A 25,512-nucleotide genomic window follows, 5' to 3' on the forward strand; every position below is an offset into this window, starting at 1 on the left:
GCATGAGCGTAGGAAGCGAAGTGAGACAAGGCAAAGGGGATTCGGACCGAATGTCGGAGCGCGAGGTTAATTTTGCTCCGGGCCGCTCTCGCTCCTTCTCCCCCTTCCTAGCGCCCCATGAGCGAAAGGAACTTCATTCGCTCCTCAAGTTCGGTGAAGGCCCTCCGCCAAGCTTTGCCGATGCACTTCGAATACTTGCTCGCCGCTATGTCGACGATGGGGCTAGCGCGAAGCTCCGGGCGATTTGTCTCTTAGTAGCGGATTTGTTCGAGCAGGGATGGCGAGTTGCCTTCGATGAAGACCAAATCTTATTCGAGCCACCCGGCATTGCACGGGCTGACGGGCAGACCGTCGAAGACGTCAAGGCGCGAGTCCGAGCAGCGTTGCAAAGCGCTCGACAGCGGCAACTCCGCGAGCCAGCAGTCACTAGATTCCTTCGACGCATGGAACGGCGAACGGCGCGGCCACCCGGCATTAGAAGCTCGGTCCTCGATCTGATAGACAATGGCGCCGATCTGGCCAAGGAGTTGCGGCGCGTATCGGAACTGCCTGAAGCCGAGCGAAACTCAGCACTTGCCAATGTGGTCGATCCCGTCGTCGAAATTTGTCAGTCTAGAGCCAAGTGCAGCTATACCGGTCTATCGCTGATCGATATCTGGCGGTATTTTCGCCATACGTGGGCGCACGAGTATCGCCCCATCCCCGGTCGGCAACTCCTCATCCTCATCCGCAACGCTGCACGTCGAAATCGGCCTGTCATCGGCATCGCGATGCTGGCGAGCCCAGTTATGCGAGTGACCGTTCGGGACAAGTGGATAGGGTGGCTGCGAGACGAGGCCGCGGCTCGGCTTCGTAATGGAACCTGGGAACCGCCTATGTTCGCCGCGGCATTGCTTGCCCGTCTCGAGGAGTCGATCGCTGCCGTTCGATGGGACGATCTCGCGACCGCCGCTGAGATGACCGAGCCTACCGAGAGCACGGTTCTTCGACTGGAGCAGAAGGCGTCGGGCGCTGCCTTTGCGCGTGAGCTTGAGCTTCGCGCTCATTACGAGATACAGCGCGACGCGGGCGATAAGATCAGACCGATGCGTGGCGCATTGAAGCACGCTTCTCATGAAGCTGACTGGTTGGAGGCATCCGAAGACCTTCTATTCGTTCGCAAGCGCGCCGAGGTGCTGTCGCAACTTCTCTTCGCGAAACAGATGTTCCGCGCGGCGGGACTCACAAGCAACCCATCCGCCGCGCTCGAACAGTTGCTAACTGCACGCAGTGGGCAGCGCGCCATAGACATCGTGCTCACCGAATTCCGGAAAGCCGGCCTCTCAAGCCGCGTTGCCGATGTCAGCATTTGCGGCGCCATCCATCCTTACAATGAGATCCTCTGCGGAAAGCTTGTGGCGTTGCTCCTCGCGTCGCGCGAGGTGCATGAGGCGTATTCCGATCGCTATAGCTCGCAGGTTAGCGTGATCGCATCACAGATGGCAGGCCGACCAATCTTGAAGCCTGCAGACCTTCGCATCCTCACAACGACGAGCCTTTATGGGATCGGGTCGAGCCAATACAATCGGTTGTCGCTCAAGGCGGCGCATCACCCCGGGCTTGGTACCGACTTGTGTTGGAATGCGATCGGCAAAAGCCTTACCGGCGGTTTCGGCACGCTCCATCTTGGGAGTGAAACTGCGCAGGCGCTTCGGATAATGGCGGAGACCCGACACGTATCCCGGCGCGTGAACAATCGGTTTGGCGAAGGCACGAGCCCGCGCCTACGGCAAATCCGCGAGGGCCTCGATGCGCTGGGCCTGGAAAGCGACACTATTCTTCATCACGCAACGCCCCGCCTGTTCTACGCATGTGAACTCGGGAACAACTCTCGCGAAGCGCTCTTCGGGATGGAGGCCGCGGACTTCCGACCTGAGACATCGGCGGCGATTGGCGAAGCCTGGCGGCAGCGCTGGCTCGCCGGTCGATCGCAACGAGAAAAGACGCTGGAAGCCATGGCTGATCTCGGTCCGGCCAGTGTGCAAGCCAGTCTCCGCCCGGCGAAAATCGACCTGTTGGAGCAAGGTTGATTTTAGCAGAGGAGCGTGTGAACTCGACTACGTTTGTTGCCGGTCGGCGCCTGCAATCTACCGGTTCCATGCAGTTACTTGCTCGGCTCCCCGTCAAACCTGCCAAGTGGAAAGCAAAAGGGAAATACGACACCTCCGCATGTGAGTGAGGAAAGTCGGCAGGATAGTAGTCACGACTTTGCAGCAGTGTTAACGTGTCCAGAAGCTCTGCTGTCGCTGGAGCGGAAATCAAAAAGAATATTGGGGGGTTGAATGCGGACCGAGATTGCTAACATGCGCGAGGCGCTTGCCTCCTACATTGAAGCGACATACCACCTGTCGCACCCGAAAGTCATCAATCTGCGGCGCCGCCTCTTGATGGAAGGCGGTATTGCGCAAACTCCTTACATCGAAAGCACACCCGCATACGTGGGGGATCGTACGTTCGCCACGCTCGATCTACCCGCAACTGTTCGGGACTTCCTGACCAACCTTGCATCAAAAGCCTCGGGGCAACTCCTTTTCGATCCCCCTTACGAGCACCAATCGCAGGCGCTCGAGGCGACAATGCGTGACGGTTCCGGTGGGACCGGCATTGTAGTGACCACGGGCACCGGATCGGGAAAGACAGAAAGTTTCCTTCTGCCAGTGCTGGCCCGGCTCTCAGACGAGGCATTGCACCGGCCCGATCATTTCTCGACGCGAGCGGTTCGTTCCCTGCTGCTCTATCCTATGAACGCCTTGGTCAATGATCAACTCGGCCGCCTCCGAACCCTGTTCGGTTCCTCGGCAGTTCGGCAATGGTTTACGTCGACTGCTGGACGGCCGGCCAAGTTCGGCCGCTATACCGGACGTACGCTTTATCCTGGCCTACGCGACGGCAAACGTGATCAGACACGGCTCAAAACGCTGGAATACTATCTAAAAATCGAAGACGGCGCCCGTGCCGGCACAGTGCGGGACCAGAAACTCGTCCGGACGCTCAGAGATAAGGGGCGTTGGCCCGCCAAGCCTGACAGTGTCGTCGGCGCGTTTGACGGCTTACGCAATTGGTACGGCAAGCCCGGCCAACATTGGGCTGATGCACTCGAGAATCCACTGCGCGCCAATGAGCGGCCCGAGGATCCCGAACTGCTGACCCGGCACGAAATCCAAGAGGCGAGCCCCGACCTCCTCGTCACCAATTACTCGATGCTCGAGTATATGCTGCTCCGGCCCATCGAGCGGCAGATATTCGCTGAGACACGCGATTTCTTCAAAGCACACCCGGACGAGAAATTCTTCCTGATCCTTGATGAGGCGCACCTTTATCGAGGCGCCAACGGCACCGAGGTCGCCTATCTCATTCGCAGGCTCCTGGATCGTCTTGGTCTGCCGGTCGAGCGGGTCGTTTTCATCGCGACAAGCGCATCATTCTCCAATGCCGAGGCGGCCAAAGTTTTCGTCGCCAGACTAACCGGCCTCGAGCCCGAATTTGTAACGACGCTCACCGGCGAGAAACGCGCCTTCGAACCCGCCGGAGGAGGGCCGCCTGATCTCGCCAGTGCCTTCGCCGCAGTCCCGCTGACAGCACTGCAATCTTCTACGCTCAGCGATCGGTCGGCGGTGCTTGCTCCCATCGCAAAGCTCGCGCCAAGGGCAGTCGGCGCGCGTGTCACACTGCGCCGAATCGACAGCGGCGCGGGGGACATCATCGCGACAGTTCGAGGTCTCGACCCGAACGGAGATCGCATCGAGGAAGAAATCCTCTTACCGGCTGGTGGCACCGTCGAGACCGAACAGTTTTTTCTCGTGGTCGATGGCGCTTCATGCTGGGAAGGCAGCGTCGCGATACGCCGGCGTTATGATCTCGGCACCGCGACTGCGGGAGAATTCTCGCCCAGCGCCGACGATTTGCCCGCCGCGCTAAATGAGGTGCTGGCTGGACTGCCGGTGATAGGTCGGTTGCGCAACATCACGATGGGCGCGGTATCGGCATCCGACCCTATCGATACCGTAGGAGCGGCTTGGGCCTTCTCCGACTTGCCGCCAGTACTGTTCCCGAACTCGCCTTGGGGCACCGCAGTGGCAGCAGTCGACGCATTACTTGAACTCGCCTCCTTGGCAAAACCAAGCCAAGAAGATCCACCGATCCTGCCCGCGCGCGTGCATATGCTTTTCCGGGGCCTTCCGGGCTTGTGGGCGTGTGCAAACCCGGATTGCAACCAGATCTCGGAAGGTGAGCGTGGTGGTCCGACCGGCGCCCTCTACGCAGAACCCCGCCAGAACTGCGACTGCGGCAGCCAAATTTATGAGCTTCACAGTTGCCGCTCCTGCGGTCTAGCTGTCGCTCGGGCGAGCATCGGCGCGCCCGCTGACATCGAGCATCTTTGGCAGGATAATGGCCGCGCCTACGCCGGCGACACCGAGGTGATCGAGCCGATCCATGTATGCCTTGAAGACCCGATGCCGCAGACTGCGGGTGCGGTGCGTGCCAACTACCTAGATCTAAGCTCGGGCCGCATCGACGGAGCGGGGCAGTTCGCGCGCGAGGTGTGGCTACCGCCAAAACTCGGACCTACGCAACTCTTCGATAAATGCCCGCGCTGCGATGCGCCATGTGGCGATGGCCAGTCAAACGGCATTTCGGATTTGCAGACTAAGGGCGATCAGCCCTTCCAGGAACTGATCTCAGTCCAAGTGCTCGAGCAACCGCCGCGCCCCCAGATACAGACTCCGCTTCAGGGGCGTAAAGCGCTGGTTTTCTCCGACGGCAGACAGACCGCCTCGCGGCTCGCTGGCACGCTTAAGACCTTTTCTTTTCGCGATAGCCTGCGGCCGTTGCTTCTAACGGGTATGGCCGCGCTAAAACATCCCGCCTACACTCCATCGCTCGACGATGCCCCCCTCGCGATCGCGCTCGGTGCCGCCAAGTATCAGGTTCGGCTGCGTCCTTCGGGAGATGATGATGGCCGCATGGACTGGGCCGGCAACGAGGCGCTAAAGCTGGTCAACGACGCTGGCGCGGAAAGCGAAGATTTCCGCGGGCTCGCCAGCCAGACCTCCGAGCGCAACACGCCGCTTTCGGTCTTTAAGAGCATTTATTCGGTGCTGCAGGACGATCATACCGGGCTCTTCCCCCTCGCGCTCGCGACACTTAGGCCCAAGCTCACCAAAAACGACCAACAGAAGCTCAATGATGGATTAAGACTCCCTGCGGTCGCCGGGATGAGTGATGATCAGGTGCGCGCCGCGCTCGTCGAACTCTGGCTTTGGCAGGCGATGCGCAAGCATGCTATCAAACTCCAGCACACAGACCAGGCGATTGTGGGTGCTCACGGCTCGGCCAGCATCCGCGAGTGGAATGGCAAATTCTCACGGAAGATCACGAAGCTACTCGAAGACCGAGGCCTGAAGGCTTGGCTTAAGGGTGACTATGTGAACGCCTGCGAGCCCGCGCTCCGGGGCGTTTTCGCGCCGGGAGCATCTGGCACGTATTTCGTCCAGGCAGCGAAGGTCGCGCTCGACGTCAGCGACAAGGCCCAGTGGATCCGTTGCGAGCGCTGTACCAGCGTCTCCCCAAGGAATCCGCTCCTCGGCGATAGATGCGGCTATTGCACAGGGAATGCCAAACTCATCGACCCGGCGAACGACGCGGTCTTCCGAAGCCGTAAGGCTTTCTACCGGCGACTTTGGGAACGGCTCACGGACGAGAACGACGCCTACGCGCCGCACCAACTTGTGGCTGAGGAACATTCGGCGGCGCTGAACGATAGCGGCATGGCAAACGCCATGTCCCGCAACGAAGCATATGAGTTGCGCTTCCAGGATATTCCTATCGAACAGGACGGACAGACGGGCTCACCGATCGACATCCTTAGTTGCACGACCACGATGGAGGTTGGTATCGACATTGGGGGCTTAACTGCGGTCGCACTTCGTAATGTGCCGCCCGGCCGCGCCAGTTATCAGCAGCGCGCCGGTCGCGCGGGTCGCCGCGGCGCCGGCCTTTCGACGGTGGTCATGTTCTGCGGGGCTGACAGCCACGACCAGAGCTTCTTCCGCGATCCTGCGCCGATCGTCGCGGGTCCGGCGCCCGACCCGATCCTCAATCTTGATAATCCGGTGATCGCCAGGCGTCAGGCCTTCGCCTACCTGATTGGACGTTTTCAGCAGGACCGGATTGACACGGTCGGTGGGAGTTCGGACGTATTCTCCTCGCTCGGCAGCATCTCGGACTTCATGCGCGGGACCGACGAAGTATTCTCGCTCTCTGGCTTGAAGCAGTGGATTGCCGACGAGCATGATGGGCTAAAAGCTGATCTAGATCGGCTGTTCACTGCCTCATGCCCAACTCTCGACGCTGACTATCTCCTTGATCAGTTCCCCAAAGTGCTAGAGCAGGATCTGGCGTCTCCGGTCGAAGCAACGCATCCACCACAGTCTTCGGATGGCGAAGATGCCCAAGACGAGGTGATCGAGGACACGGGCGACGACGATCATCGTGGTATTGACTCCGCCAAGTTGCTCGATCGGCTTTTCGACAAAGGTTTGCTGCCCAAATATGCCTTTCCCACCGATGTGGCGACCTTCAGCGTGTTCGAAGAAGGTGCCGACCCGTGGAACCCAAAACGGCGCTATTCGCCGCAGCAAAGCCTAAATGCCGCGCTCAGCCAATATGCGCCGGGCCATGAGGTCTGGGTCGATGGGCAGCGTTATCTTTCGCTTGGGCTCTATGCCGAACGAGAAGAGGAGCGGCTCAAAGCTTATCGCAAAAAAAGGCTCTATTTCCAATGCCGGATCTGCAACTATGCCGATCTGCTCGAATGGGATCAGGGCTATCCGGAGCAGACCCGCGACTGCCCGGCATGCAGCGGCCGTGCGACGCTAGGACCAGGACGCAGATGGGTGCGGCCGCCTGGCTTCTCGCATCCGCCGAGCATCGCTGCTAATCCGCCGGACTTTGATCCGGGCATTCCCTTGCGACCGACCCGTGCAACGCTCGATGCGTTGCACTTTGCGCCCGAGGCGCGCACCGGCGGCGAGCGCTGGCAGATTGGGACCGGGTGGGACGGTTGGAGCGATAGCAAGAATCTGGTCGTTACCAACAGGGGCTCGCTTAGTGCGGTCAAGCCCGGTTTTAACTATTGCACGCAATGCGGGCGCATAGAGCCGGCTGAGTTCGATCAGACCTTACGTCAACTCGGTAACGGCCAGCCTCACAATCGTCCGCGGCCTAAACGTCCGAACGAGCCCGACCAGTGCAATGGGCAAGTGACGAAGATCGTGCTTGGCAATGAGTTCCGGACCGATGTCTCTGTATTCCGCTTGGCGCTGCCTACGAATTGGCAACTAAATCCCGACCGACCGTCAACGACTATCGCCGCGCGTTCTGCGGTTGAGGCACTCAGGCGTGCTGCCTGCATGCTCGAAGATCTCGAGCCGAACGACATCGACGGCGATTTCCGCTTCGCGCCGGGCGACGGAACCAGCCAATTCATCGATCTCTACCTGTACGATCAGGCTGCCGGTGGCGCAGGCTTCGTAAAGGCGGCCGCGCGCGATCCGCAGCGCCTAGTCAATGCGGCGCTCCACCTACTTGATCGCTGCAATTGCGATGACAGCTGTTATCAGTGTCTGCGCTCGTACAAAAACCGTTTTGAGCATGCGCTATTCGACAGGCGGATCGGCGCCGACTTGCTGCGCGCCTGCTTCAAGGGTGAACCACTCGGCATCGATCAGGCGCGCGAGAATTACGCGCTCGAACGGCTCAAGAATGATCTGATTGAGAGTGGTGCGGCAGTCACCCCCGCCGAGGGCGGCCTGATCGACGCCAATGGGCGGGTGATTTGCCTTTCGCACCCCTTCCTCGAAACTGAGCCTTGCACGGCGCGAGCACGAGCGCTTTCGGAGGGGAAGGAAACGATCGCCGTCGACATCCTCCTCGTTCTACGCGCACTGCCAATCGCGTCAAATATTGCGCAGTTGACGCCGAACTTCGATCCAACCTCAGGTCTCAAAGCCGATCCCGACGGTATACCCGAACTGACCCCTGCGATGGTTGTCGCTGGCAATCTGGCACCGGTAGGCGTCGTGCCGCGCTTCACCGTGATGGACGCCGAGCCTGGTGACATATTATTCCGACTGACAGCCAACACGCTCAGCGGCAAGAATGGCAATGGTATCGGCGGCGAGGTGACCAAGGGGACGATGTGTCTATTCCGTCCAATCAGTGTCGAGCCAACCAACAAGGATGTATATCTCGTCCGCCGAACGGACGGTCAGGCCTTCGGCGCAACCAGCGATAGTTGGACTGTCGGCATCCCGCAACAGGTGAGCAACGGTGTGCGCATGCGCTATCGCGCCGATTCGAAATATATGGAGTGCACCAGTGAACTCATTATGCCGCCGGACGCGATCCAACCGCTAGCAATTTTCGTCAAGGCGGTCCACTGATGGCGCAATTCGTACCGTTGATCGATCCTGAAACTATGGAGCACGGTTCAGAAGCCGACATCGCACGTGCGATGCAGAAGAGCCTTGGCCCAGGCTACATCGTCATGCATTCATTGCCATGGGTGAACCCGGCACGGGACGACATCGACGCGCCGGCACGAGAGGGCGAAGCCGATTTCCTCCTGCTTCACCGGCAGTATGGGCTGCTTATCCTAGAGGTGAAGGGCGGCGAGATCACGCTCAAGGGCCGACAATGGTATCGCCACGTCCAAGCGGGACTCAAGGAGATCAAGGATCCGGTCCGCCAGGCGCGACGCAGTTTGTGGGCGCTCAAGAAGCGGATCGGGCATATTTGCGGCAAAGGGACTGCCGATCAGACCGTAATCTCGGTCGGAGTAGCCTTTCCACACTGCCTATTCAAGGACAATCCGCCCGCCGATCTACCGCCGGACGCTATCATCACGATGGACGACCTCGAAAATATCGAGCCGGCAATCCTGCGAACCTACAAGGCAGGGGGTGGCGGACAGAAGGATTTGTCGGTGCAGCAGTTCGATGCGGTCCGCCGCGCGCTTGCGCCCGAATTTCGGGTTTATGAGCCGCTTCGGATCAGCATCGATGCGACCGCCGAGACGCTTGCGCGACTCACCCGCCAGCAGTTGCAGGTCCTGCGCGCCTTCGATGCCAATCCGCGTGCGATCATTGAAGGTGTGGCAGGCTCCGGAAAGACTCTGCTAGCAATCCAGCGCGCACGCTCCTTCGCGGCGAAGTACCCATCGGTGCTTTTCACCTGCTTCAACGCCGAACTCGCCAAATGGGTGCGCGAGGAGATGGCGGATGGCCTCACTGAGAACGGTGGCAACATCACGGTCGATAACTTCCACCACCTTGCGGCTAACCTTTGCAAGCAGGCGGGCGTCGACTTCACGGTCAACACCCAGGATCCTGCGCGCTGGTGGGATGAGATTGCGTCCGATCGGCTCGCTGAAGCGGCTATGGAACTTTACCCTAACGGCCAGCCCTTTGCCGCGATCGTCGTTGATGAAGCGCAGGATTTTTCACCCAATTGGTGGGACGCGCTTGAATACCTTTGGGACAGAAAGGGCCAGATCTGGGCATTCCTCGACAAGGCGCAGAGCTTGCGGCGTGACCCTTTTGAGCCCCCAATTGACGGTGCCTTCCGCTTGACGCTTGATGTGAACTGCCGGAACACCCGCCGAATCGTCGCCTGCGCTAACACGGCCACCAGCATCGAGAGCGAACCCTTCGAACTGGCGCCGCTTGGGCGCCCGCCCAAGGTCATCGTGCCGCAGAGTCCCTCGGCAATCAGCGGGCTCGTCCAACAGGAGGTGCGCTCACTTCTGAAGGAGCATCGACTCGACCCACGCCAGATCGCGATCATCGGACCGGCGAGCAAGGCCAAAGGGCCACTCGCCAACGTCGTCGCGATCGACGGCGTGCCGCTCGTCGAAAGTGCCGGACAGTGGCGCGAAGGTAAAGGCCTGCTATGCAGCACCGCGCGCAGCTTCAAGGGACTTGAGGCGGACGTGGTTATCCTCTGCGATTTCGCTGGCCTCGGAGCGCTGTTTACGATGAGCGATCTTTACGTCGCGCTGACCCGCGCCCGCGCACACCTCATTATCGTCACGCGAGACCGCGCGGCTAGGGAGCGCTTAGATGCAGCCCTGGCCGCGGCGATCGCCGTCGGTGCCCAAGAATGAAGGGAGTCGAGGCTTGGGCCGACGCGATTGGTTTCGAAAACGAGGATGGCAATCGGCCCCCCCTCAGTGTGGTGCTCGGCCATGTTCGCGGCGCGATCGTGGAGGCGGGTTTTGTAAGTCGTGCGCGAATCACCAGCGGGCTCAAGGAGGCTTATCGTCCGTTCGCGATCGACGAGATTGCGCTCCGATCGACGATCGATGAGGCGCTCAGTATCCTCTTGCTGAGCGGCGACATCGACGAGTTCACCACTAGTGCCGGCCGTGCCTACGCGGCTACCCCCCCGCGGCGGATTCATTGGGGTGGCGACCAAGTGGTACTGCTCGGCAGTGTTGCTGGCTCGGAGTCCCCAGTGAGCGTCCGCCGCGTGCCAGCCTCGGAGCCGGATGATACGGCGATTTCCGTTGCGTTGACCGATGAACTTGGTCGACCTGAGTGGCGATCGGCTCTGGTCGAGATGGGAGTTTCCGATGCGCCCGAAGATGGCGCGGCCGCGCTGTTCACTTTTGCGCAAACGCTTGCCGCAAGCGGTGAGCGCTACTCGCTCGACGAGCCGCAGGCGGTCGCCATGTTGAGCGGTCGAGGCCGATTCTTCGGCCAGGCCGAGAACGCGCCCTCTGGCCGATGGCAGCGCCACCCCGGCGATGGCTGTTTCCCGGCTGTCATCACCTCGGGCTACTCTCCGCGCCATGTAGTTGTAAACATCTCGGATGGCGAGGCGACGCTGTGGCAGCCGCAGTCGCGCGACCTGTGGCGCTGGGTCGTCGTTGGCGCGACCTTGGCTGCCACGGACCCGGCGCTAGCCTTTGATCCTGTTACCGGCAGGCTCGACTTCTTGACCCCGCCACCGCGACAGATGGAGCGCGCCGCACTGTTGACTGGCAAGAGGGTCGGCCCCTGGTCTTGGGAGATTGACGCGAACAGTTATGCGGTGATCGCAGGCATCATCGAACCTCGTCGTTAGGTGCGCGCGGCACGATCCAGAACATCCGCAAGTTTGTCAGCTGGCCGCTATTGCTCATAGCATCCTCCAGGCCTTCGAGACGCTTGATACGGGCCGCCCTGATGTTTTCAGCGAGCGCCAACGCCAGCGCCGCCCCGCGTTGCGCAGCCTTGTTGAACTCATGTGTTGAGTCGAGCGCTTGTGCCACGGCCAATTCGCAGCGAACTGCGTCGACTAGATTATCAGCGTCGGCTTTCGCGGCGAAAACCCTGTCAGCGACTGCATTGCGCACCGCCGTCTTGGCCTGCGCTGCGAAGTCGCCATGGAGTCTCCTTAGGCGGTTACTAGCTGTCGAGCGTGCAATCCTAAGCCGCTCCTCCGACAGAGATGATCGACGCTTGCCCAACTGGCGCGCAGATTTGCCTTGATGACTCGGATCAAGTACGGCAGGCAACGCTGCATCAGCGATGACCATATCGTCGCCATCCTCGACATAAACCGCAAACAGCATTTCGGGTGGTGCCAGATCTATCATCCATCGTCTGTCGGCCTGGAACTGGGCGAGCGCAGTTCGTGCCGCCCCATTTCGCGCGTCCTGCTCGGGCTTAGACGCCTTGGTAGTGGCAGACCCCAGTATTTCGTCCAAGTCAAAACTGATTGCCTCGCGCAAATCAAATTCTGCTATCGCAACCAACAGCCGCCGCCCGGCCCATTGAAGGGCGGGATGACCGACGGGATATACGACGATAAACTCGCTCATTATGTTGGTTGCAGGCGTCTGCCGCTCGAAGGCGGTGATTGCCCCATCGTGGAGCGTGCAGCCGTGATCGAAAAAGTGCAGTTGCCTTTGTACCAAGTCTTTTTGAACGACATGCGTTCGGGGCGGGCATTCGATCGCCGAGCGACGGACAATGTAGGCCTGCCGATGCCAAGGGCCGCGGTCGTCGAGGTCTGGCAGCGTGAAATCCCCATGGCCGGGTTTTACCTTATACCACATGGTCCAGAAGCGCTGATCGTTTATCTTGTCACGTCGGACGTCGAGGTAGATTTCACCCGCGATCTTGATCATATTTTCAACTGCGCGCTCACGCATAAGGTACCAGTTTGGGGGATCGTCCCCGACGTCCACCATGGGCGCCGCATAGCGACGGTTTCGGAAGCGCGCTTCGCATCGTGTCGCGATCATAGTTCGGGGCGACGGCGGCAAGCGGGTCGCCTGTAGCCAGGCGTCGTAACTCTCCCCAAGCGTCTTCGCCTCGCGCGCCGCGTCGTTCCAACTGGCGCCTGCGCTGCCGTCGGCTGCGGCCCTGATCGCTTTGCTGATGTCCTCCCACTCGGCCTCATCGAAGACCTCACTTTTCAAGAAGACGCCTGTCCCTTCTAGCACTTCGAGGATTCGTTCTTCGATCGATTCATTGATAACGATCGACGTGATCGTGATGCGTCGATTTGCAGGCATACCTTTGGTACCGAGACGGTCGATGCGACCGATCCACTGCTGGATGTCGGGTGGCGACCAGGGAAGTGCGAAGAAGATGATCTCGTCAGCGAACTGCAGGTTGTGTCCCTCGCGTGCCGCATCCGCAGCAACCAGCACCTTAGCCTCGCCGCTGATGAAATCGTCGAGCGCCTCTTTGAGAGCCACGACCTGAGCTTCGAGTTCGTCAGCGGCACCAACCGACCGACGTTTCTTGGCGACTTTAACATCGGCAAGCTTCTCGATTGCGTCGCGCAGATAGTCAGTGGTGGGGTTGTCCTCGGCGACGATGACGACGCGTGCCTCGGGGTCGCGGGCATGAACTCCGCGGATATGGTCGATCAAAGCGTCGAGTTTCGCATCGCCGATTTCGTTGCGCAGGCAACTATCGATTCGCTCCCATGCGGTCTGTAACACAGGCGAACTGCGCCGAAGCGTGCTCAAGCGGTCGCGGAGCGACACCGGGCTTCGGCCGCTCACCTGAAGCAGCAGATCGCGTCGGATATCGAGGTTGCTGGATTTCGCCGCCTCAAGGTAGCCACGGGTTGTCCGCGCTCGTTCGACGTCGCCGTCGGTCGGCGCGAGCCGCATCGGTTCATAGCTTCGCCTCGGCAGCGCCTCCGGATAGTCGGTTCGGGCTGTACGGATAAGGTGACGGTAGAGGCCATAAGCCTCCTCGACTGCGCGCCGCGTACCGGCTTCTTGAAATTGGTTGCCGTAGCGATCGATCGCCAGCGCCTCACGATCAGCAAGTACCTTCAAGATGTCTCGATCCTCTGCTTGCGCGATCCGATCGGCCTCCGGCTCGATGAGCGCGATCAGTTCGCGACGGGTGGCGGCAAGATGGAGGGCGGGCGTCGCGGTGAGCGCAATGACATTAGGGATTGTGCGCGCCGCGACGATGAGATCCCGCCGAACCTGGACCTGGAGTTTGGTGAACTCATCGATAATGAGGAGATCGATCTTCTCTGCTGCGAGACGGCCCTCTACTAAGAGCCGGCTCGGCCGCGCGAGACGGAGCACCATGTTGCCGACTGCGCCGCCGTCTTGACCGGCCTCAATTGGAAGGACGTGTCCCCGGCAGAGCAATTCCTCAGCCCATTGGGAGGAGAGTTCGTCGGGCACGACCAATGCCACGTTCAGCGGCCGCGGACTTTGAGCCGCGAGCGCTCGCATGACCATAATTGCCTGAACGGTTTTACCAAGCCCGACCTCATCGGCGAGCAGCCAACGGCATGCGGTGGCGGTAACCATTCGATGCACGCTGTCGACCTGATGTGGATAGGCGAAGGCTGCCACCCCGAGGGCACCGAGCAGCCCCTGGTCACGGTCGATCTTACGTGCCTGCGCATGGAGCCCGAGGAGTAGACGGTGGAACTCGCTCATCAGTTCGCCTTGTTGTTCTCGGCGCCGAACCTGAGCGCCACATAGCGGGTCGCACGCGACACAAAGGGGTCAGTGGCGAGGATATGCACCACCGAGTCGACATCGTCGCACGCAGCAGGCGACAGCCAGAGCTGAAGTGCGCCGGCCGCCGCCTCGGGATCGAGTAGGCCGCGCGGGAGCGCCCATTTCTTCGTCCAGGCGGCGAGATCCTCTGCGAGTTCGGCGACGCTAAGGTCGTAGTAAGGACGGCGGGTCAGTTGGCCGGCTCCCTCGGAGGGCGCGAGCAGTTTGGCCAACGCTGGCCGCCAGATTACCTTTAGCGCGTCAGCGGCCGCCTGCTCCCAATCCTCGGATGGGCTGCCGAAGTCGCAATCCTCTTCGTCGACATCGCGAAGTAATCCCTTGCCATGCAACTCGACAACCGCCTCGGTGAAGGCAGCATTGAGAGCGTCGTCCATTTTGCCATCGAGCGGCGTTGTATTGACCAATGGCCATTCAGGATCGAAGAGCTTAGCGCACCGGCGAAACGCCCTGGCGAATACTGCCTTGTCGGAGGGCGCCAGCCCACCAGGCACTGTGGTGAGTCCGCGCTCGACCGCGATCTGCCACAAGGCATCGTGTGGATCGGAAGTGCTCGAGCGCGTTAACTGCTCGGCGAGTAACCAGGAGCGACCGCAGAGATTCACGACCAGCGGCTCCTCAAACTGACGTACGACTCGGGTCTTGGTCGCGATCGCTGAGAGCGAATTGCAAAGCCCGCGCGCCCACGCGACGCGTGCTCGAGCGATGTCTCCTACGCCACGACCACTTTCAAACATGCGTCGCGAGCCGACGTCGTCGGCAAAATGCGCCGTTAAGTCACTTAGGTCGAAAGTGTTCGAAGTTAAGAGCTGGACAGGATCGGCGATCCGTCCGTCGGCGAGTTTAAAACCGAAGACGGCAGCGCCGCGGATCGGCGGTTCGATAGCTGCGACGGGCTGGAAGCGGTGTGGTTGATGCGCAGTGGCAGTGACAAGAGTGGTCTCGAAATTTCCCCCGACCAATTTCGGCTTGCCGTCAGTCCATTCGACTAACGCTGCCGGGCGCTCGAGGTTGACCTGAAGCCCGATTGAACGGCCAATTGAGATACGAAGGGAGCCTCGCCCGACTTCAAGGAGTTTAGAGCGAATGCGATCGTCATACAGCGGCGTAAGCAGAGACGATGTGCTCGGCACGGTCACGGGTAGCCTGGGCAGACGGTCGCGGCCGCGCGCGACGAGACGCCCGCCGATCTCGAGTTCGGCGGTTATGGGGACCTCGGTCAGCGGCAGTCGGCTTTCAACCCGCAGTTGCAATCGCCGCTCGACAATTGCTTCGAACAGGCCATCCCGCTCAAACAGAGTCAGCGCGGCGATGTCAGTTTCTGCGGGCGAAGCGACCTCACTTCGAAGGCTTGGCCGGCCCGCCAAGCCTGAAATAGCGGCGATCCGAGATCCTGCGCCCATGCGTTGGGGTTCAGCCTTGGCGTCGGTATCGTCGACCTCGTTGTAAAGCAAAAACGGACGATCGGGCCGGACGACGCCTTGAGGAGCACAAATTGCGTCAAACGGGTGCCGAGCAAGAAGCAATCTGCTCTGTGCGTTGATCAGCCCCTCGCGATTGAGGATGACGCGATCCGCTGGACTTTCGAGGTTGGCCTCATAGACGATATAGCCACAGGTAATGCCGAGACGCCGAAGGCCATCAAGCTGGGCGCCGCCAGCTTTTGACGCAATCCACGCGAAACCGCTCTTCCCAGTGAGCACGCCGAACCGCTGTTCGGCTTGGGTCCGATCCTCATTCGGATCAAACAGTGTAATTGCGTTCCAATCGATTGTGCGAGCAGTGAGCGCCGCAGCAGCGTCGCTCCCGGCCCCAAAGACATCCGCCGCGCCGGGGTAGGCGGGATCGTCGTCAGATGGAGTTTTCTCTAGTGCCAGCAGGAAAGGGCCGACGCTCAACGCAGTGTCGGGGTGTAGCAGACTCCCCGCACCCCACAGGCGAGGTCGCCAACCTGCCGCACGTGCAGTCATGCGCGCCTCATCGAAGAGCGCGGGCGACAAGGCTGGCCAAGTCGCAAACATTCGCATTGCCGACGTGTCGCGCGATAGGCTCAACCGTCCGAGCGTATACTCTGCTGGAGTGGTTGGTTTTGCGGAGCGAATGCGAATTCGCGCGGCCCTGGCGGAAAATGAAGCCTCTGGTTTAGTGGCAATTGCCTCGCGAAGGCGCGTGTAGCTTGCTTCGGAAATTATGCTTCCGCGATTCTCAGCGAGAAGCGCGTCTAGAACGCGACCGGTAGGAGCTTCGAAGCGGAGCCAATCAGTGAGCCGCGCGCCCTCTGCCGCACTTGCCCAGGCTCTTAAACTCGGAAAGTTGATCGCACGGCCCGGTCCTGGGAGCGCCGCAAGCGGCGCACGTGCGAGAAGGCGCGTTACGGGCCCTATCAGGTCAATCGGTAGTAGCGCATTGGCGATCGGCCAAGACATTATTGAAAAGTGATCACTAAAGGTGCTGAGCGAAGGACGGGATATTTTGTAGCGCGTGGCAATCGATTCAAATGCCTCGCCGATCTTTGCGCGCTGAGCGATAGTGATAGTTAGACCAAGTGCATCTCCAAGCTTCGCCCAATATTCTGTGCCAACGCCCTCGAAACGAAATCCGATTTCGGCGGCCACAGCGCACACGAACACTGGAACTCGCGCAATAAGGCGGTCGAGATCCGCAGTGGGTGCGATCGGCTTTAGTTTATCGAAGACTTCGGGCCAAACCGCAGCATCATCCACGGCTTCAATGAGTGTGACGTCCCGGATTTTCTTTTTGTTGAGAGCAGCAAGAGCTCCCTTCAATTGTCGCTCAAGACCATCGATTTCTCCTAGTGAAAACATCCCCTCCCACTTCCCCCAATCTACATTAATGCCCAGAAGCCATGTTTACGACTGGCGCCCCCTTGTCGAGCCGAAATGGCAGGCGTCGAAGCAGATTGCACAACAGTCGCGAAATGCGCCCCTGAACCGGAGGGAGAGCCCTCAAGAATCCTGAATCAAGATTCCGAGGTACCAGTTCGGCCAGCTTGGTGGGACAGCGTACTCCTGACATGCGACCGCCATCGGAATGGCCCTGCGCTGCTGGCGCCGATTTTGCGCCGTCCAACGCCGATTGGTGGTTCGGACAAATCTTTTGTAGCGTGAGTTCGTGGATGTTGGATGGCTCCCCGTTCGTCACCGGACCGAGCGGACCGCGCACCTAAGATCTTACCGTTCCCGACCCCGGCCACTTAGTCGAACTTGACCTCTTGCTCGAATGGAGAGCGGCAGATGATGCATTTGACGCCAATGCACAATCCCACGATAACCCTTGCTAACTTTACACTTTGCTCGAAGGCGCAATGTTAGGAGAGCACTGCCTTGAAACACCCGTACAACATGGAGAGCTTGCAACACCTCATCGAGGCAGCCTACGAAATCGAAGATGCCCTCCTCGAACTCCAGTCCGAGACCGCGGATGAACTCTCCGAAGAGGAAGTCCAAGAGCTTGGCAGAAAAGAGATAGAGTTGCAGCAAGAGAGACAGCAGCTCTCGATCAGCTTTCAGAAGCTTGCCGATCATCTTTTTGAGGCAGGAGCGTTCGACTCAAAAGAGCAGGCGCGTGCCGTGATCACAATAAACCCCGACACGAGGCTTGAGCATATTGGTCCGGATGGCGTCGTTCCAGATGATGGTGCCTTAAACCCGGACGAAGAGGCAGCTGGTATATTGGCACTCCTGGATGATCGAGAGTATTATTTCAGCGTTCCGGTGGCATATTGCGTCACAGGCGGCGAGATTGAATTTCAATGGACCCTCGGAAACAATCAGAAAGGTGCGGCGAGTGGATCGCAATTGTACCTTGCGAATGGCCGCCAGTTATCCAGCGTCGGCATAAAAGGGTTTGATACTACAGATTGCAAGGAATGGATGTGCGCCAACGGTATCATCGTTGGCAAGAATTACAATCGCATTAGGTCACGAATTGAGATGCTTTGTCAGGAGATACAGGGTGGACTTCTAGCGTTAAATTTCGCTGAATTTTGGAATTGTCACCTAATGAGTTCGCCAAAGACATTAATTGGCAGTGGCAAGACCTGGAATGCTGGCGTTTACGTAAACTCGATTGTCGGCAGCGTTGCTTACGGAGTTCGCTTTAGCCCTGTATTTTCGATGGTTGGGGACGTCGACAAGAAGCTCGGGCCGTCAGGTAGTAGGGACCGCCAGGTGCGGCTGTTTGAACGGTTGTTTGCAAGCGACGTACAGCGTGCGCGCGAAATACGGCAAGCGCTTAGGATGTACCTGAGGGCTCACGCGGCGTGGAGCGAAGGTGAGAAAGCAATGTTCCTTGCCACCATGCTTGAGGGTCTACTTCTGGACCGGCGAAAAGATGACTTGTCGTCTAGGTTGCAGGACGCAGTCGCCTATTGGGTCGGGTCTAGCGCTGCCGATCGGGAGGCGATCCGCAAAGATGTCAGGGACCTTTATGCCGCTCGATCCGAGTTCGTTCACAATGGAGAACTCGCTCCTAAGACCTTCAGGGAGAAAGCTATATTATCCCATGCGCAGAAGGTAATCAGAAAGGAAATCGAGAACCTGTAAAGGGCGGCGCCTCACTTTTAGATTACTCCTCCCAATGTGCAGACGGATCTCGTCTGTTCGGACGTGTGCGTGCATCAGAACCCTCGGTAGGCGGCGAGCCGGACCACCATTGCAGCGCGCCCGCCAAGCGACCTCCAGTACCCCGAGCTGATTTCCGTTGTGGCGAATAAAGGCAGCTTTCAGCGCAACGCCCGACACCCTGGGTAGTCCGAGCACTCCAGGCAGCCGTCGGCAAATCGCATCAACCTCGGTGCTCCTATGCGTCCCAGACCTTTGCGCTCTCACTGTCGTAAAACTCGTACTTCGTGCCCTTGCCCCAGACCTTCTGATATTTCGCCAGTTGCCCATCCAACAGCTTCAGCTTGTCGGGATTGGGCTGGTAAATACCGAAGAATACATGCTTCACGCCCGACTCGAATATCGCGCGATATACGTGCTCATCGTTCTCGTCGGCGCTGTGACCGTAGATGAAAACATTGGCGGCATTTTCGCGGAGCTTCGCGTAACAATGCCTTAGATACGTCATCGCCTCGATCTTATGCATCTTCTGCCGCGACGTACCTTCAGCCACATAGACTGGAAGCCGCTGCTTCCTCTCGATCGTATCGGCTATCGTTGCTACAACGCCCTCGCCGGTGTGCAGCGCCTTGATTATCTCGCCATCCTTATCGGCAAACAGATGCAAGCCACCATGCAGGTTGTACACTGCGCAATGGGCATCTTCTCTGAAAGGGCCAAGAAATCGGCCGATCTGCGTCCCCAAGCCAAAGCCGTCGCGTAACTTTGTCTCTTCCAGGATGGTCCAGTAAAGCAGGAGGTCATAGTTCAACGAAAAGACAGTATTGAAATGCCGAAGGAATGCGGCGCTGCTCCCGTAGTCGAGATCCTCGCGGTGTGCAGGGTGGGTAGCTTTCACTGCCTGAACCAGCGCCTCGCGTACTTTCTGTGCATCCTTCCTCAAATCCGCAGCACGCTCTTCATGCCCATATGCTGCTTCGACGATGGCGGCGTTCTCAATAGCGCGAACAACCTTCTCAAAGTCGACGGTCTGAAGGGCGTCGAAGACATTTCGGAGCGCCGATCCTTCCGCAATTCCTGAGGCAGCCAATAGCGTTTTGTACGCGAAGTATTTGGCTGAGAATCCGTTGCCCACCAGGAGTGTGCGGTCCTTGTCTTTGGTCGCATTGATCGCTTCGTCAAACGTGATGACTTCAGGCATGCTGGTGTCCGCATGATTGTTGATGCGCAACGATGGCGTACTACACTAACCAAAATCAACCACCATAGATCGAGTTATAAGCGCAATTGGCGACAAGCGGGGCCGTCGTCTTCTGGCCCTGGACCGGAACGCGGAGCGGTCATTCCAGAGTACGTTCGGATTGACCGCCTCTAGAAGCAACGGGGACCCACACGAGATTGCCTTCGGTGGATGTCCGAAGCCGGCATACTCCAACAAAGGTTAGGGTGGCGGCCTGCGAAGCCTGTGATCCTGGCGTCTTGCTGGCGCCGGACGGGCCTCCGGGGAGCGTCTGGGCAGCGCTTTCAGCGGAAGGAAGAACAAGACGGCTCCGCGCCCCAGCGGCCTGGAGGTCGAAAGGGTCGAATGTGACCCTCCCTTCCAGCGACGACTAAAGTCGCGAAGCATTTCAGAGAGAAACACGCACCGCGATTTTTGCTGGCTTCGTCGCAAGAACCGAAGGCCCGATCGCTTCTGGAACACTGGAAGTTCTCACGTTCCGATCCTTAGTTTTTCTCTCTCGTCGAAGGTCGAGAAGTGGTTTCAACGCCGTCAACATTGCCGATCGATAGGGTCATTCGATGGCGACGACGAAGCGGGCAGCATGCGACTAGGCAGTGGATCGGGGGGCAGTGATCCTCTGGGACTTACGCCTTCCCACGCTCAAATTGGACGCAGCGATATTCCGAGTGAACCAGGGGAACCTGACATTGCCGGTGGCATGATGAAGCACATCTCCGTCAATCACACGGGCGTTCTTAAGATCAGTGAGTACGAAGCTAACCACGGCACCGCCGCTGTAACTGATCTGGTCGCCCGTGAAGAGCGTCGTGAATAAGTGACGCCATTTCCGGTAGTGACCACCGGTCTTGATAAATTTCGGCGACAGCATGCAGGCGTTCGTGGTCCTATCGATTAAGATCGCGAGTTCGCTCGCCGCTTGCAGATCGGTCAACTTGACGTTGCTTCCGGTGCCTGCAGTCAGACCATCTATCAAAGCGTCAGTCGCCTCGATCAACGATTTGACCTGGCGCTGAGTCCGCGTTAGCTCCGGTGCGACGGCAGGGGCGCATGAAACTGACGCGGCGTAGCGGTTGCCCGGTAGCGGCTCATCCCGAAGCTGCTGGTCTTCAGCATCCTTGGCAGCAGCCTTTTCAGCCGCGTTTTCGATGACCTTCCCTGCTGTGCCTGCCTGAGCGCTTTCCTCAGCCTGCTGGCCCGGCGCAGCCGCCTTCTCAGAGTCGACCCTCATAGGATCGATCAGAACTGGCGCGTCGGTCGCGGCCGCGTCGTCGAGGTCGGCGTTGTCATCGATTGGCGGACCGCCGGGATTTTCCAGAAGCCTCTGCTGAAGCTGCGTCTTCAGGCGAAGCAGGCGTTCGACGCCACCAACAAGGTCTTTGCCGCCATCCCCTTCCCGACGGAGAATGGGGCTGGTGGCGAGGAAGACTTCGGAGACACCTTCTGCGATCAACTTACCAACGACGGCAGGGTAAAGCGTCGTGTTATCGAGGTCGAATGTCCGCCCAAGGTACTCGGTATCGGCTTTGAAGAAGGACAAAAGCTTGGCAACCGCTTTGAGAGCCTCGCTGGCTTCGTCGAGGAAAGGTAGTCCCACTCCTTCTTGTCGGTCTTCGGTCTGCACCAAGCTTTCCATCGCCTCGTGCAGCACGCTGATGCGCATGGCCAGGGCGCGCCATTCGGCGAGACGCGCCGCCAGGGTCTCGTCGCCGACCAGCACAATCATCGGGGCCTCGCCCATCCGCGCTTTGACGCGCGACGCAATCTCTCCCGCGATCTTCCTAGCGGCGGATACTGCCAGGATGATCACCTCGAGTTTCATCTCGCCGTCAATTGTAGTGTCGCCAGCGAGCTTGGCAGCCTCGGGCGCTCCGTCGGCGCCAACTCCGTTGCCGTCGCTGCCTTTGCCGTCAGCGGGGTCGTCAGTCCCCGGCGCGGATTGCGTTTCGTCTGTCCCTGCCATCTCAGCCTCCAGCCAGACTCAATGCGTTATTGCGAAATCTCGGAACCCTCCGTGTGCGGCGTCCTTGCCTCGGGAGCAGCGCCGCCGACACTACCCTAATTCGCCTCACTCTGATCGCCCCTCCCTCAAACAGGAGGAAATCAGTGCCGCGTCATCTCTCTGCGACTCAGATGCCAAGCGCGATCATCATCGTCGCCGCGCCGCATTGCTTAGAAACCGCGCTGGAGTCGTAGTGCCCATCGGAGGTGTATTTGCCCCTGGTGTAATGGTTGGAAAAGCTCCAAAGGTAGGGCGTGTTGATCCCAATGCCGCCGCGATAACCCCAACCATTGTAGCCTTCGAAACGGTAAAGTGCCCGCGGAATGGACCAGTCCTTCTGCTTGGCGTAACCTTGGTAGGTGAGGGCATCCACGGCGCTGGATTCCCAGTCGTTCGGCGGATTCCATTTTACCGGTCGGTTCTTCGGCACCTGAACTGTGCGGTGGCCGAGCGGGTCGCCGTTGTGGAGGTGGCCGTTGAGGTTGAAGCTGCCCTCCAGCGCGTGGGTGATGCCGACGAACCACCACGGGATCCCGATGGCGGCTCCGACCTTCTCGTAACGTGGCCGGTATAGGGTAAGTTTCTTGACGTACCACGCCACCTCTCCCTTCTTGTCCGGACGCACAGTCAGCGAATCATAGAGCGCCTGGTAGCCGCCCTTGACAGCGTTGTAGTCGGGGGCCTTGGCTTCCTCCTTGACCACAGCCGAGCCGACGATTTCCCTATGATAGGCTTGGAAGAGCCTGGAAAGTTCGTTCGATCGGGCCGGATCATCGATCCCGTCTTGGACAGCAATCAAGCGGCCGAGTACGGCGACGGGCTCAAGGGCGGCGACCCTTGCTTCGATTTCAGCAAGTGCGGCATCGCCGCGGTTTGGCATTGCCGCGGCCCTGACGGGCGCCACAAGGATAATATCGCTAATGCTGTCTAACGGCCGATAGCCCACGCTGCCTGCGGCGAGCGTTTCGCCACCTCCAGCCGCATTGGCCAGTGGATCGGCACCGCGCAGGGCGGGGAAGGACAGGCCGGTGACCTCTTCAATGTGGGTGATCGCCACTTGGAAGGTGCGATAGGCCCCGAGTACGAAGCCTTCCACCGCCTCGGTTCGGCTACGGCGCTCTAGGAGCTCGCGGATCAGGTCGCCTTGGCTCAGAACGTAGCCGGTGGCGTGCAGAGCGCCCTCGGGTGTAGGCATCACCACAATCTTCCAGAATTCCAGAGGCACGCGGGCATTGCTCGGCGGTAGCTCCGGATCGTCGTCGCGAAACACGGGACCGGTGAAGACGCAGGCCTTAAAGCCTGCAGTGCGGGCGCTATCCAGTATGTAGTTCTCCAGCCCCTGCCACAGGGTCTTGCCCTGGTTTAGTGAGGAATGTTGCAGGGCGGAGTTGGTGTAGTGGAAGGTGTCGAAATTGGCCCGTTCCGCCTCAGCCCCCCAGTTTGGGTCTTCTCGGCGCACCATGTGGCCACGGTCGATCTCGGCATCCTGGTAGTCGATTTGCCCAAGCTGGAGTGCAGCGTCGATACGCAGGTCAGTGAACCACTTATCGTCGCTGCGCTTGATGCGTATTGCGTTTTCGCCGTCGATGTTGACAGCGGTAACCCGTGGCGAACGCCGGCCTGCGGAATAGAGCACGCCGAAGTGCGTGTAACGCAACTCATATTCGCGGCCTGGCAGGGCGTCCGAAGGGACGGCTAGGTCGCGGCAGATCGCTTCGCCGAATTCCGGCCATGGCACCTCAAGGTCGGCTCCTAGGAAAGCTGCATTGTAGCCTGGACGATCGGCGAGTTGGTCGGGTCGATGGACGCCATCGACCGCCTCCGCGCCGGCAGTTAGTGGCGCAATACCCCCAACGACCGTGTGGCCCTCAGAGAGCAGGCCTTTCAGCGTCTGGGCGCTGACGGCCGCGTTTTGGACGCCATAGTCACCATAGAAATGCAGCCCGACTACGGCCTTCTGCTCGAGACTAAGCAAGCAAGAGCCGGAATTGCCGCCGAGTGTGGTGCAGTCATGCGACAACACCGATCCCTCACCACCAGTCATGATCAGGCCTGGCGCAAACCGCTTTACGTCATAGAGGTCTTGGAAATATGCCCGCATTGGGTCGAGCTGGTTGCGCGTGTCGAAGGCTGGGTATCCGATCGTGGCTACAAGTTCGTTGTCGCGGCCGCGACGGCCGGCCAGTGGGATCGGATCGGGTGACACTCCTTCGCGCACTTCGATCTCCAGCACCGCTATGTCGGCCTCTGTATCGTCCGCGAGATAGATGACCCGGGTAACGGGCAAGGCGTACTCGTCGCCAGGCGCTGAGTCGACCTCCTCACGCATGTCGAGCATAGCGCCATATCGGGCACCGATGGGCGACCGAAGGAAGATGCCGGACCCATCGCTGGCGCGCCGCGCCACCAGCTTGGCGACGTGACGGTTGGTGACCACCTTCCGGCGACTGCCAGGGGCGAAGTCAACGACAAAACCGGTGCCACCCCAGCGCATGTCATGGTTGATGAACTCGACCCGGCCGACCGACGGGATGTACTTCTCCACGGCGCGCGCATGCGCCTCTGTGAACTGAGGCAACAATGGCACGGGCTGGTATTCTACCCTATCGCGTCGGATCAGCATCGGCGGGCGACCGACAGTGCGCACGATAGCCTCAAGCCCGAATTCGTTGCCGGTGAGCGCAAACGCACGTCCTGAACCTGCCCTTTCCATGGTGGACACGCCCTCGGGGGCTAGCCCGAACCGTATCGGATCGATGCGTCGCTCAGCTATAGCCCGATTGACCTCGGCCATTGCATCGCCGGGAAAGCGCGTCATCAGCGCCTCTAGGCGGGAGCGCGATTCCTCGCGTTGCGTGACGCTGGGGGTAACGCTCGGCGAGGCAGCCTCTCTCCCTCCAGCCCCATCCAACCCGGTCCTCACCCCACCGAATGCCCCGGAACTTGGGGCGCCGTTGACGTCACTGTGATCGGGCATGCGACTGTAGTCAGATTCCAGGCCGGCATCGATCTCCGGGATCATCACGAATCCCTCTGCAAGGCCCTCTGTGCCGGTATAGCTTCTAATGAACTCGACTTCGTCGGCCGTGTAGCCCGGATCCCAATGGGTGTTTTCCGGTACGTTGGAATGACCGTAGTGGCCGCCCTTGCTGTCCCAGGTGGCCGCATCACGGTTATGGCCGCCCGGATCATTGCCGTCGACGGCGGGCTTGGGCGGCCCGTTCGGCCAAACATTTGGAATGCCGTGTTTAAGCTCCAGCCAACGGCAGAGCTTGGCGACGTTGCGAAGCGTCACCTTGGCTTTAGGACGGTGTGCGAAGCCGACCACCTCGATCTGAATAGCGGAGTCGCGGTTCGTCTCGACCCCGCCCGCCGGGTTGCGCAGCGCGCGCGCCGCGACGTTGGTGTCGATATGCTGATAGATCCTAGCCGAGTCGACGGTGAAATGCGGATCGGACTTGTGGTCACGGAAGGCTGAGAACGCGCCCGCAGCGGTCGATCCTTCTGTGGTGTGATGGACGATTTTGAATGGGCCACCGGTGTAGGAACCGGACGAGCCGCTGATCGGCATCCATTGGGCTCCGGGATAAATTGCCAT

The 25,512-nt window shown here is 59.8% G+C and carries 10 protein-coding genes; 5 read left to right on the forward strand and 5 right to left on the reverse strand.

What is annotated here, in order from left to right; genetic code table 11:
• Positions 1-50 precede the first annotated feature (50 nt).
• The 4 genes from ACSQ3Z_RS03210 (at position 51) to ACSQ3Z_RS03225 (ending at position 11,166) form a co-directional block, all read left to right on the forward strand.
• Positions 51-2,069: a Druantia anti-phage system protein DruA gene (locus ACSQ3Z_RS03210; RefSeq protein ID WP_436169929.1), complete on the forward strand. Its 2,019-nt coding sequence runs from the start codon at positions 51-53 to the stop codon at positions 2,067-2,069.
• Positions 2,070-2,321: 252 nt separating this feature from the next.
• Positions 2,322-8,483, forward strand: coding sequence for a DEAD/DEAH box helicase (locus ACSQ3Z_RS03215; protein WP_436169930.1), 6,162 nt, complete (start codon positions 2,322-2,324; stop codon positions 8,481-8,483).
• Complete coding sequence (locus tag ACSQ3Z_RS03220; RefSeq protein WP_436169931.1) at positions 8,483-10,204, forward strand: NERD domain-containing protein; 1,722 nt, start codon at positions 8,483-8,485, stop codon at positions 10,202-10,204. The genes ACSQ3Z_RS03215 and ACSQ3Z_RS03220 overlap by 1 nt, the downstream gene beginning before the upstream one ends.
• A complete protein-coding gene (locus ACSQ3Z_RS03225; protein ID WP_436169932.1) occupies positions 10,201-11,166 on the forward strand; it encodes a hypothetical protein in 966 nt (321 codons plus the stop codon). The genes ACSQ3Z_RS03220 and ACSQ3Z_RS03225 overlap by 4 nt, the downstream gene beginning before the upstream one ends.
• Here ACSQ3Z_RS03225 and ACSQ3Z_RS03230 read toward each other — a convergent pair.
• Entirely contained in the window at positions 11,147-14,008 is a 2,862-nt protein-coding gene (locus ACSQ3Z_RS03230) for a helicase-related protein (protein ID WP_436169933.1), read from the reverse strand. The genes ACSQ3Z_RS03225 and ACSQ3Z_RS03230 overlap by 20 nt on opposite strands.
• Entirely contained in the window at positions 14,008-16,914 is a 2,907-nt protein-coding gene (locus ACSQ3Z_RS03235) for a hypothetical protein (protein ID WP_436169934.1), read from the reverse strand. The genes ACSQ3Z_RS03230 and ACSQ3Z_RS03235 overlap by 1 nt, the downstream gene beginning before the upstream one ends.
• 519 nt (positions 16,915-17,433) lie before the next feature.
• On the opposite strand from ACSQ3Z_RS03235, the gene ACSQ3Z_RS03240 reads away from it, so the two are divergent.
• Positions 17,434-18,654, forward strand: coding sequence for a hypothetical protein (locus tag ACSQ3Z_RS03240; RefSeq protein WP_436169935.1), 1,221 nt, complete (start codon positions 17,434-17,436; stop codon positions 18,652-18,654).
• A 256-nt stretch (positions 18,655-18,910) separates the two neighbouring features.
• Here ACSQ3Z_RS03240 and ACSQ3Z_RS03245 read toward each other — a convergent pair whose 3' ends face one another.
• The 3 genes from ACSQ3Z_RS03245 to ACSQ3Z_RS03255 all read right to left on the reverse strand — a co-directional run bounded on the left by ACSQ3Z_RS03245 (position 18,911) and on the right by ACSQ3Z_RS03255 (position 25,512).
• Entirely contained in the window at positions 18,911-19,873 is a 963-nt protein-coding gene (locus tag ACSQ3Z_RS03245; RefSeq protein WP_436169936.1) for a DUF4917 family protein, read from the reverse strand.
• Positions 19,874-20,501: 628 nt separating this feature from the next.
• Positions 20,502-21,875 carry a hypothetical protein gene (locus tag ACSQ3Z_RS03250; RefSeq protein WP_436169937.1) on the reverse strand — a complete coding sequence of 458 codons (1,374 nt, stop codon included), beginning with the start codon at positions 21,873-21,875 and terminating at the stop codon, positions 20,502-20,504.
• Positions 21,876-22,041: 166 nt separating this feature from the next.
• A complete protein-coding gene (locus tag ACSQ3Z_RS03255) occupies positions 22,042-25,512 on the reverse strand; it encodes a DNA/RNA non-specific endonuclease (RefSeq protein ID WP_436169938.1) in 3,471 nt (1,156 codons plus the stop codon).

This window comes from Mesorhizobium sp. LjNodule214, assembly GCF_964252735.1.
GTDB lineage: Bacteria > Pseudomonadota > Alphaproteobacteria > Rhizobiales > Rhizobiaceae > Mesorhizobium.

Excerpts from the sequence above, each read along its gene's own strand:
- ACSQ3Z_RS03235 (WP_436169934.1), bottom strand. The coding sequence starts at position 16,914 with ATGTTTTCACTAGGAGAAATCGATGGTCTTGAGCGACAATTGAAGGGA.
- ACSQ3Z_RS03230 (WP_436169933.1), bottom strand. The coding sequence starts at position 14,008 with ATGAGCGAGTTCCACCGTCTACTCCTCGGGCTCCATGCGCAGGCACGT.
- ACSQ3Z_RS03220 (WP_436169931.1), top strand. The coding sequence starts at position 8,483 with ATGGCGCAATTCGTACCGTTGATCGATCCTGAAACTATGGAGCACGGT.
- ACSQ3Z_RS03255 (WP_436169938.1), bottom strand. The coding sequence starts at position 25,512 with ATGGCAATTTATCCCGGAGCCCAATGGATGCCGATCAGCGGCTCGTCC.
- ACSQ3Z_RS03215 (WP_436169930.1), top strand. The coding sequence starts at position 2,322 with ATGCGGACCGAGATTGCTAACATGCGCGAGGCGCTTGCCTCCTACATT.
- ACSQ3Z_RS03245 (WP_436169936.1), bottom strand. The coding sequence starts at position 19,873 with ATGCCTGAAGTCATCACGTTTGACGAAGCGATCAATGCGACCAAAGAC.
- ACSQ3Z_RS03210 (WP_436169929.1), top strand. The coding sequence starts at position 51 with ATGTCGGAGCGCGAGGTTAATTTTGCTCCGGGCCGCTCTCGCTCCTTC.
- ACSQ3Z_RS03225 (WP_436169932.1), top strand. The coding sequence starts at position 10,201 with ATGAAGGGAGTCGAGGCTTGGGCCGACGCGATTGGTTTCGAAAACGAG.
- ACSQ3Z_RS03250 (WP_436169937.1), bottom strand. The coding sequence starts at position 21,875 with ATGGCAGGGACAGACGAAACGCAATCCGCGCCGGGGACTGACGACCCC.